Below are 9,928 nucleotides of genomic sequence, written 5' to 3'. Positions count from 1 at the left end.
CGGGAGTAAGCTCCCTCGCCACAGTGCTGTCTTGCGACAGGTGAGTTCGGCCACGCCACCCTTATGTGGTAGGCTTTCCCGGTTTGCACAGTGGGCGGCTGGAACCCGAATCTGCGGGTCGGCGTTTCCTCGTCCCATTTGTTCGCCTCAGGAGTCCCCATGCGTTTGATCCAGATGTTCACCGCCGCCGCCATTGCGCTGGCCAGTACCTTTGCCATCGCCGATGACGCGGCCGACCAGGCCATCCGCAAGAGCCTGGCCAACCTTGAGCTCGAAGTGCCGATCGAAGCCATTACCGCCAGCCCGATGTCCGGCCTGTATGAAGTCAAGCTCAAGGGCAGCCGCGTGCTGTACGCCAGTGCCGACGGCCAGTACATCGTCCAGGGCAACCTGTTCGCGCTCAAGGATGGCAAGCCGGTCAATCTCACCGAGATCACCGAGCGCCAGGGCATTTCCAAGCTGATCAACGGCATCCCGGTTGCCGAGACCGTGGTCTACCCGGCGATCGGCGAGACCAAGTCGCACATCACCGTATTCACCGACACCACTTGCCCGTATTGCCACAAGCTGCACGCTGAAGTGCCGGAGCTGAACAAGCGCGGTATCGAAGTGCGCTACGTGGCGTTCCCGCGCCAGGGCCTGGGTTCGCCGGGTGACGAGCAGCTGCAGGCGGTCTGGTGCTCCAAGGACAAGAAAGCGGCCATGGACAAGATGGTCGACGGCAAGGAAATCAAGGCCGCCAAGTGCGAGAACCCGGTTTCCAAGCAGTTCGCCCTCGGCCAGTCCATCGGCGTGAACGGCACGCCGGCCATCGTTTTGGCGGACGGCCAAGTGATTCCGGGCTATCAGCCGGCGCCGCAAGTCGCCAAACTGGCCCTGAGCGCAAAATGACCAGGGTCGATCCGCTTTTGAAGATCACGGCTCGGCGAAAACCTTCGTCGGGCCGTTAAACACAAAGTCGCGTTGCTGCGCGGCTGTATTTCACGGCCGACCTTGCGTCGGCCGTTTCATGGGGAGTCAAGAGTGAATCCGGTCAAAGTAGGCATCTGTGGGTTAGGTACCGTCGGTGGCGGCACCTTCAACGTACTTCAGCGCAACGCCGAGGAAATTGCTCGTCGTGCCGGGCGTGGAATCGAAGTGGCACAAATTGCCATGCGCACGCCAAAGCCTCAGTTCCAGATGACCGGTATTGCGATTACCAACGATGTCTTCGAAGTGGCCACGAACCCTGAGATCGACATCGTGATAGAGCTGATGGGCGGCTATACCGTTGCCCGAGAGCTGGTACTCAAGGCCATCGAGAATGGCAAGCATGTGGTCACCGCGAACAAGGCGCTCATCGCCGTTCACGGTAATGAGATTTTCGCCAAGGCGCGCGAGAAAGGCGTGATCGTGGCATTCGAAGCCGCCGTGGCCGGGGGAATCCCGGTGATCAAGGCGATTCGTGAAGGCCTGTCGGCCAACCGCATCAACTGGGTCGCGGGGATCATCAACGGCACCGGCAACTTCATCCTCACCGAGATGCGCGAGAAAGGGCGCACCTTCGAGGACGTGCTTACCGAAGCCCAGGCCCTGGGTTATGCCGAGGCCGATCCGACCTTCGACGTGGAAGGCATCGACGCGGCGCACAAGCTGACGATCCTGGCTTCCATCGCCTTTGGCATCCCGCTGCAATTCGACAAGGCCTACACCGAAGGCATCACCAAGCTGACCACCGCCGACGTGAACTATGCCGAAGCCCTCGGCTATCGCATCAAGCACCTGGGCGTGGCGCGCAGCACTGCCAGCGGTATCGAATTGCGTGTGCACCCGACGCTGATCCCGGCGGATCGCCTGATCGCCAACGTCAACGGCGTGATGAATGCGGTGATGGTCAACGGCGATGCCTCCGGCTCGACGCTGTTCTACGGGGCTGGCGCCGGCATGGAGCCGACTGCATCTTCGGTGATCGCCGACCTGGTGGATGTGGTTCGCGCCATGACCTCGGACCCGGAAAACCGCGTGCCGCACCTGGCTTTCCAGCCGGATTCGCTGTCGGCCCATCCGATTCTTCCGATCGACGCCTGCGAAAGCGCCTACTACTTGCGCATCCAGGCCAAGGACCACCCGGGCGTATTGGCCCAGGTCGCGAGCATTCTTTCGGAGCGTGGCATCAACATCGAGTCGATCATGCAAAAGGAAGTCGAGGAACATGACGGCCTGGTGCCGATGATCCTGCTGACCCACCGCGTGGTCGAGCAGCGAATCAACGACGCGATCGCCGCGTTGGAAGCGCTGCAGGGCGTCGTTGGCCCAGTGGTCCGTATCCGCGTCGAGCATTTGAACTAAGCAGCTGCAAGCTGCAAGCTGAGAGCTACAAGTTAAAGCAGACCCGCTTTTACTTGTGGCTTGCAGCTCGCCGCTCGCCGCTCAAACCGAAGGTTTGCCCCTATGCGCTATATCAGCACCCGCGGCCAGGCACCGGCCCTGAATTTCGAAGATGTCCTGCTGGCCGGCCTGGCCACGGATGGCGGTCTCTATGTGCCGGAGAACCTGCCGCGTTTCACCCAGGAAGAAATCGCCTCCTGGGCCGGCCTGCCCTATCACGAGCTGGCCTTCCGCGTGATGCGCCCGTTTGTTGCCGGCAGCATTCCGGACGCCGATTTCAAGAAGATTCTCGAAGAGACCTATGGCGTCTTTTCCCACAATGCCATTGCCCCGTTGCGTCAGCTCAACGGTAACGAATGGGTCATGGAGCTGTTCCACGGCCCGACGCTGGCGTTCAAGGATTTTGCCCTGCAACTGCTCGGTCGGCTGCTGGACTACGTGCTGCAGAAACGTGGCGAGCGCGTAGTGATTGTCGGTGCGACTTCCGGCGACACCGGTTCGGCCGCCATCGAAGGCTGCAAGCATTGCGAGAACGTCGACATCTTCATCCTGCACCCGCACAACCGTGTCTCGGAAGTGCAGCGTCGGCAGATGACGACCATCTTCGGCGAAAACATCCATAACATCGCCATCGAAGGCAATTTCGACGACTGCCAGGAGATGGTCAAGGCCAGCTTCGCCGACCAGAGTTTCCTCAAGGGCACGCGGCTGGTGGCAGTGAACTCGATCAACTGGGCGCGGATCATGGCCCAGATCGTCTATTACTTCCACGCGGCCCTGCAATTGGGCGGCCCGGCCCGTTCGGTGTCGTTCTCGGTGCCGACCGGCAACTTCGGCGATATCTTCGCCGGCTACCTGGCGCGCAACATGGGCCTGCCGATCAATCAATTGATCGTCGCCACCAACCGCAACGACATCCTGCATCGCTTCATGAGCGGCAACCAGTACGTGAAGGAAACCCTGCACGCCACGCTGTCGCCTTCGATGGACATCATGGTGTCGTCGAATTTCGAACGCCTGTTGTTCGACTTGCACGGCCGCAACGGCGCGGCGATTGCCAGCCTGATGGACAGCTTCCGTCAGGGCGGTGGTTTCAGCGTCGAGGCCGAGCGTTGGACCGAAGCCCGCAAGCTGTTCGATTCCCTGGCCGTGGATGACGCCCAGACCTGCGAAACCATCGCCGAGGTGTTCGGGCAAAGCGGCGAGTTGCTCGACCCCCACACCGCCATCGGTGTGAGGGCTGCGCGTGAATGCCGTCGCAGCCTTGACATCCCGATGGTCATCCTGGGCACCGCTCACCCGGTCAAGTTTCCGGAAGCCGTGGAGAAAGCGGGCGTAGGAAAAGCACTCGAACTGCCTGCACATCTTTCTGATTTGTTTGAGCGAAACGAGCGTTGCACCGTGTTGCCTAACGACTTGAAAGCCGTGCAGGCCTTTGTCAGCCAGCATGGCAATCGCGGCAAGCCTCTCTGATCGCCTTCACCTGTCACATTTTGAAGCCCGTCTCCTGACGGGCTTTCTTGTTTCTGCATGCCAAACTGGTCGGGTTTTCGCCCTTGGAGGGATGGGCGGGTCATTTCGAAGGAATGCAGATGTTGTTCTTTATCCGATGCAAACCAGCGTTGAGCTGGATGATGGGCCTGGTCCTGATGTACTGGACCCAGTGGGGCGGCGCGGCCCAACTGGCGGCTTCCGGGCAACCAGCGTTCGAGTCGGTCGGGCGGCTGGCGCTCGATGCCGAGGAGTTGCGGTGGATCAGGGAAAATCCGCGTGTCGTCGTTGCCTCGATGCAGTTCCCGCTGTACCTGTTCAAAGATGAACGCGGGCAATGGAATGGGCTGAACGACGATATCTTGCGGCGCATCGCGCAAATGACCGGGCTTGAGTTCGTCCACCGGGAATCGTTCTCTCCTGATCAGTTGATCGCAATGTTGCAGGACGGCGAGGCCGACATGACCACCACCCTGGCGATGAACGATGAGCGCCGGGAGTTCCTGAGCTTCAGCCATGCCTTCGGAGGCTCCGGCTGGGTCTTCGTCGGGCGCAACGGAGCGCCCATGCTCCATTCACTGGAGCAGCTCAACGGCAAGATCCTCGCGTTGCCGGCACGCCACGCGTTGGAAGCGCAGATCAAGCGCGACCATCCGGCCATCGAGCTGCGCACGGTCAAGACCTACGGGGAGGCGAGGGCGCTGGTGGAGAGCCGGGAAGCCCATGCCACCATCGAGAATGAAACCGGCGCGCACCTTTATCCCGCAGGGCAGTTGCAGGTGGGCAGCAACCTCGAAGGTCGATGGGAACCCGATTATCTGGCTGTGCGCCAGGACCTGCGACCTTTGCTGGGCATCCTGAACAAGGCGCTGGAAGCGTTCCCGGTCGAAGAAATGCGCGCGCTGCGCGCCAAGTGGCTGGCAGGTATCGCCCCGCGCCAGGCGCCGTCGCTCTGGGCACGTGTCTCACAGTGGGGCTATTGGTGTGTGGTCGGGGCGGGCGTGTTTGGCCTGTTGTCCCTGCTGTGGAGCCGTCGGCTGCAGGCGCAGATCAATCAGCGTCTCAAGGCCGAGGCGGTACTCAACGACCAGTTGAGCTTCCAACGAGCCGTGATGGATGCCATTCCCGATCCGATCTTCATTCGTGACCTCGAGGGACGGTTGATCATGTGCAACAGAAGCTACGAGGAACAGTTTTCGACCCGCTTCGAAAAACTGCGAGGGACGCGTCTGACAGACTCTTCGGCGTTTCCATCGGCGACTGCCGAGCTGCTGCATGGCGAACTGATGGAGCAGTTGCAAACCCGCAAGCCGCGATTTGTCGACCGTCAACTAATGTTCAGCTGCGGATTACGGGACATCTATCACTGGTCGGTGCCATTTTATGGGGCCGATGGGCAATTGCGGGGACTCCTGGGGGGATGGATCGACGTCAGGCGGCGGTGGAGGCATTCGAACCGGTTTCTGGCGTAAGTCCGTCAACGGGCAATGGCTGTTGCCTGCCTGTCACATTGGGCGCGCATGCTCGTTTTGAACAGGCCACGGGTGCGGCGCTTCGTTGCGCAGGCGAACTTTCCGCCAGGCCCAACGGTCACTTACTGTGCAGTTGTTTTTTCGGACTAATGAAGGGTGATCGAATGGAAAGTATCAGCCTGTTGCTGAATGAAGCCTTGAGCCCGTATCAGGTCACGCTCACTCCCTCCGGTACCAAGGGCGAGTGCCTGGTGACGCTGAAGAACCGATCGGGCGCCATCATGGTCGAGCGAGTGTTCAATCAGGCCCAATTGGCCGACAAACGCCAACTGACGGACGTGGTCGATGGCCTGCATCGCGACGTGATGATTGCCGAAGGCCGCTTGGAGCCTTGCGTGATCGCCGCATTGCGCAATCTGGCGCGCGACAAGGTCATGACTGTCCCGAATTGAGCGATATTTCCTAGGGAACCTTCCTACACCCTGGTGAGTCAGACCTTTTACCAACAAGAGCAAGCATTGTGCTCCGGTGCTTGTCGCTTGTTGTACGGACCTGAATGGTCACGTTTAACCCCGAGTTGTCTCCCCACTTCTCGGGGTTTCTTTTTGCCTGGCGTTCAAGCCTTGGCGCGGCCACTCGACCGCGCTGAATCTGGGTGGGAGCGAGCTTGCTCGCGATTGCGGTGTGTCCGTTGACGTCGGAATTGGCTGACCCGACGCCATCGCGAGCAAGCTCGCTCCCACAATGGATCTATGGTGAATTCGAGATTTTCGTTCACAGCAGATCCACGGTCGCATCAAATAGCACCATCGGCCCGCAGTCTGGCGATCCGCTGCGCATCGTAGCCAAGCTCACCGAGTACCTGCGCATTGTGCTCGCCCAACGCCGGTCCGACCCATTCGGACGTACCAGGTGTTTGCGAGAGCTTCGGGATGATTCCGGGCATCTTGAACGCCTTGCCGTCCGGCAGCTTGGCCTGCAGGAACATTTCCCGGGCGAGAAATTGCGGGTCGCTGAACATGTCTTCGGCACTGAAGATCCGACTGGCCGGGACTCCAGCCTGGTTCAACTGTTCGATGACAGTCTCCAGCGGCAGTGAGTTGACCCAACGATCGATCACGCCATAGAGCTCGTCGCGGCGACTGTCACGTCCATCATTGCTGGCCAGTTGCGGGTCGTTGGCCAGGTCGTCACGGCCGATGATCTGCATGAAACGCTTGAAGATCGCATCACCGTTGGCGCCGATCTGTACGTGTTTTCCGTCGGCGCTGGTATGGATGGACGACGGGGTGATGCCGGGCATGATGTTGCCGGTGCGTTCGCGAATGAAACCGAACACATCGAATTCCGGCACCATGCTTTCCATCATGGCGAATATCGCTTCATACAGCGCCACGTCCACCACTTGTCCGGTGCCGCCATTCACCTCGCGATGACGCAAGGCCATCAGCGCGCCGATCACGCCCCAGAGCGCGGCAATGGAGTCGCCGATGGAAATTCCCGTACGGACCGGCGGGCGATCCTCGAAACCGGTGATGTAGCGCAGGCCGCCCATGGATTCGCCAACGGCGCCAAAACCGGGTTGGTCCTTCATCGGCCCGGTCTGGCCGAAACCGGAAAGCCGGACCATCACCAGTTTCGGGTTCAGTGCGTGCAGCACGTCCCAGCCCAGGCCGAGTTTTTCCAACACGCCGGGGCGAAAATTCTCGATCAGGATGTCTGCTTCGCCGATCAGCTGTTTCAGGATCGCCAGGCCATCGGGGTGCTTGAGGTTCAACGTCAGGGACTTTTTGTTGCGTGCCTGGACAAACCACCACAAGGACGTGCCTTCGTACAGCTTGCGCCATTTACGCAGCGGATCGCCGCCGTCGGGCGATTCGACCTTGATCACCTCGGCGCCGAATTCACCGCAGATGCGCGAGGCGAAAGGGCCGGCGATCAGGGTGCCAAGTTCGATGACCTTGACGCCGGCAAGGGGTTTGGCAGTAAGCGACATAACGAATCCTTGTAGGACAAAGGCGGAACGAGAACAGCGTTTTATCATAGGCCAAGGTCAGTCGCCGCAGGTTGATGGTCGGCAATTCGTGGATTGTCCGTGTCATCGGTTAGACTTGCCGCCTTTCCTCGTATCAAGAAGCCCGTTCATGGCCCAGCCGTCCACGACCTACAAGTTTGAACTGAACCTCACCGACCTCGACCGCAACGTGTATGAGAGCGTGAAGCAAACCATCGCCCGTCATCCTTCGGAAACCGAGGAGCGCATGACCGTGCGCCTGCTGGCCTACGCGTTCTGGTACAACGAGCTGCTGTCGTTCGGTCGTGGTCTGTCAGACGTCGATGAACCCGCGTTGTGGGAAAAAAGCCTGGACGACCGTGTGCTGCATTGGATCGAAGTCGGTCAGCCGGACGCCGAGCGCCTGACCTGGTGCTCGCGCCGCACCGAGCGCACCAGCCTGCTGGCCTATGGCAGCCTGCGTGTCTGGGAAGGTAAGGTGATTCCCGCCGTGAAGACGCTGAAGAACGTGAACATCGCCGCCGTGCCCCAGGAAGTCCTCGAAACCCTGGCCCAGGACATGCCCCGGGTCATCAAGTGGGACGTGATGATCAGCGAGGGGACGATTTTCGTGACCGACGACCGTGGCCAGCACGAAGTGCAGCTGCAGTGGTTACTGGGCGAGCGTGGTTGAGCCATTGACAGGTATTGAGTGAACTCATTGTGGCGAGGGAGCTTGCTCCCGCTGGGCTGCGTAGCGGCCCCCTTGATTGTGGGCGCTGCGCACCCAAGCGGGAGCAAGCTCCCTCGCCACGGTCCAGGACCAAAAAGTAGAGAAATTTCCGTTCCCCCATGCGCATAGAACCCCGCCAGTTACCCGACACCCTGCCATTCCTCGGTGACCTGCCGCCGCTGTTGACCCGCCTGTACGCCGCCCGTGGCGTGCTATCGGCGGTTGAACTGGATAAAAGCCTTGCGCGCTTGATTCCCTATCAACAGCTCAAGGGGATCGACGCCGCAGTGGACCTGCTGGTGACGGCGCTGGAGCAACGCCAGCGCATCCTGATCGTTGGCGATTTCGACGCCGACGGTGCGACTGCCAGCACGGTAGGGGTATTGGGCCTGCGCCTGCTCGGTGCGGCCCATGTCGATTACCTGGTGCCCAACCGCTTCGAATATGGCTACGGACTGACCCCGGAAATCGTCGAAGTCGCCCTGGCGCGCGAGCCGCAATTGCTGATCACCGTGGACAACGGCATTTCCAGCGTCGAAGGCGTGGCGGCGGCGAAAGGGGCGGGTCTCAAGGTGCTCGTCACCGACCACCACTTGCCCGGCCTCGAGCTGCCGGCGGCCGATGCCATCGTCAACCCGAACCAGCCTGGCTGTGAATTCCCCAGCAAGGCACTGGCGGGCGTCGGCGTGATTTTTTACGTATTGATGGCGTTGCGGGCGCGTTTGCGCAGCCTGGGCTGGTATGCCACCAAGCCCCAACCGAACATCGGCGAACTGCTGGACCTGGTAGCGCTGGGCAGCGTTGCCGACGTGGTTCCTTTGGACGCCAATAACCGGATCCTGGTGCACCAAGGCCTGGAGCGTATTCGCGCCGGCCGCGCCCGCCCCGGGATCAAGGCGATCCTGGAAGTGGCCAAGCGCGACCCGTCGCGTATCACGTCCACCGACCTCGGTTTCATTCTCGGCCCGCGGCTGAATGCGGCGGGGCGCCTGGATGACATGAGCCTGGGCATCGAATGCCTGCTCACCGATGACCCGGCGCTGGCGCGGGAAATGGCGGCGCAACTGGATGGCATGAACCAGGACCGCAAGTCCATCGAACAGGGCATGCAGCGCGAAGCGCTGGCCCAGCTCAAGGATTTGCCGGTGGAGTCGATGCCGTTCGGTTTATGCCTGTTCGATCCGCAGTGGCACCAAGGGGTCATCGGCATCCTCGCGTCGCGGATGAAAGAGCGGTATTTCCGTCCAACCATTGCCTTTGCCGATGCCGGGGACGGTTTGCTCAAAGGCTCCGGCCGCTCGGTACCGGGCTTTCATATTCGCGATGCGCTGAGTGTCGTCGCGGCGCAGCATCCGACACTGATCAGCAAATACGGCGGCCATGCCATGGCGGCGGGGCTGACGTTGCCGGAGGCGAACTTTCCGGCGTTCGCCGAGGCGTTTGACGCGGAAGTGCGCAGGCAATTGCGCGAAGAAGACTTGACCGGACGGCTTTTGTCGGACGGTACCCTGGCGGTGGAGGAGTTCCACCTGGAACTGGCCCGGGCGCTGCGTCACGCCGGCCCTTGGGGCCAGCATTTCCCCGAGCCAATGTTTCATGGCGTGTTCCAGTTGGTCGAGCAGCGCGTGGTGGGCGAGCGGCACCTGAAGGTCATCCTCAAGAGCGAGTGCGGCTCGGTGAAGCTCGATGGCATCGCCTTTGGCATCGACCGCGAGATCTGGCCAAATCCTACGGTGCGTTGGGTCGAACTCGCCTACAAGCTCGACCTCAACGAGTTCCGCGGCCAGGAAACGGTGCAGTTGATGATTGCCCATATCGAACCGCGGTAGCCGATAAGCTGGTCGGCCTTCGTGGAAGGGAAGCTGGCGGGGT

General features: G+C 61.0%; 8 protein-coding genes. 7 read left to right on the top strand and 1 reads right to left on the bottom strand.

Annotated elements, in window-relative coordinates:
* The first annotated feature begins 159 nt into the window (after positions 1 to 159).
* The 5 genes from OC610_RS13780 (at position 160) to OC610_RS13760 (ending at position 5,782) form a co-directional block, all read left to right on the top strand.
* Positions 160 to 891: a DsbC family protein gene (locus OC610_RS13780; protein ID WP_030139556.1), complete on the top strand. Its 732-nt coding sequence runs from the start codon at positions 160 to 162 to the stop codon at positions 889 to 891.
* A 132-nt stretch (positions 892 to 1,023) separates the two neighbouring features.
* A complete protein-coding gene (locus OC610_RS13775) occupies positions 1,024 to 2,328 on the top strand; it encodes a homoserine dehydrogenase (RefSeq protein WP_264428361.1) in 1,305 nt (434 codons plus the stop codon).
* Positions 2,329 to 2,430: 102 nt separating this feature from the next.
* The gene (thrC, locus tag OC610_RS13770) at positions 2,431 to 3,840 is read left to right on the top strand and encodes a threonine synthase (protein WP_264428360.1); all 1,410 of its coding nucleotides are present in this window, start codon (positions 2,431 to 2,433) and stop codon (positions 3,838 to 3,840) included.
* Positions 3,841 to 3,959: 119 nt separating this feature from the next.
* Positions 3,960 to 5,330, top strand: a complete 1,371-nt coding sequence (locus OC610_RS13765) for a transporter substrate-binding domain-containing protein (protein WP_264428358.1) — start codon at positions 3,960 to 3,962, stop codon at positions 5,328 to 5,330.
* 164 nt (positions 5,331 to 5,494) lie between these two features.
* Entirely contained in the window at positions 5,495 to 5,782 is a 288-nt protein-coding gene (locus OC610_RS13760) for a DUF3509 domain-containing protein (protein ID WP_264428357.1), read from the top strand.
* Positions 5,783 to 6,126: 344 nt separating this feature from the next.
* Here the strand turns inward: OC610_RS13760 and OC610_RS13755 are convergent, their stop codons facing one another.
* Positions 6,127 to 7,326: a CaiB/BaiF CoA transferase family protein gene (locus tag OC610_RS13755; protein WP_264428355.1), complete on the bottom strand. Its 1,200-nt coding sequence runs from the start codon at positions 7,324 to 7,326 to the stop codon at positions 6,127 to 6,129.
* 148 nt (positions 7,327 to 7,474) lie between these two features.
* Between OC610_RS13755 and OC610_RS13750 the strand changes: the two genes are divergently transcribed.
* Together OC610_RS13750 and recJ are read left to right on the top strand one after the other, a co-directional pair.
* Complete coding sequence (locus tag OC610_RS13750; protein ID WP_264428353.1) at positions 7,475 to 8,017, top strand: YaeQ family protein; 543 nt, start codon at positions 7,475 to 7,477, stop codon at positions 8,015 to 8,017.
* Between the two features lie 158 nt (positions 8,018 to 8,175).
* Positions 8,176 to 9,885 (top strand): single-stranded-DNA-specific exonuclease RecJ, encoded by a 1,710-nt coding sequence (gene recJ, locus OC610_RS13745; protein WP_264428351.1) that lies wholly within the window; start codon positions 8,176 to 8,178, stop codon positions 9,883 to 9,885.
* Positions 9,886 to 9,928: the final 43 nt, after the last annotated feature.

It is taken from the genome of Pseudomonas agronomica (genome assembly GCF_025917275.1).
Lineage (GTDB): Bacteria > Pseudomonadota > Gammaproteobacteria > Pseudomonadales > Pseudomonadaceae > Aquipseudomonas > Aquipseudomonas agronomica.
The sequence above is the reverse complement of the archived record's forward strand: the minus strand, read 5'-3'. Positions and strand labels throughout refer to the sequence as shown.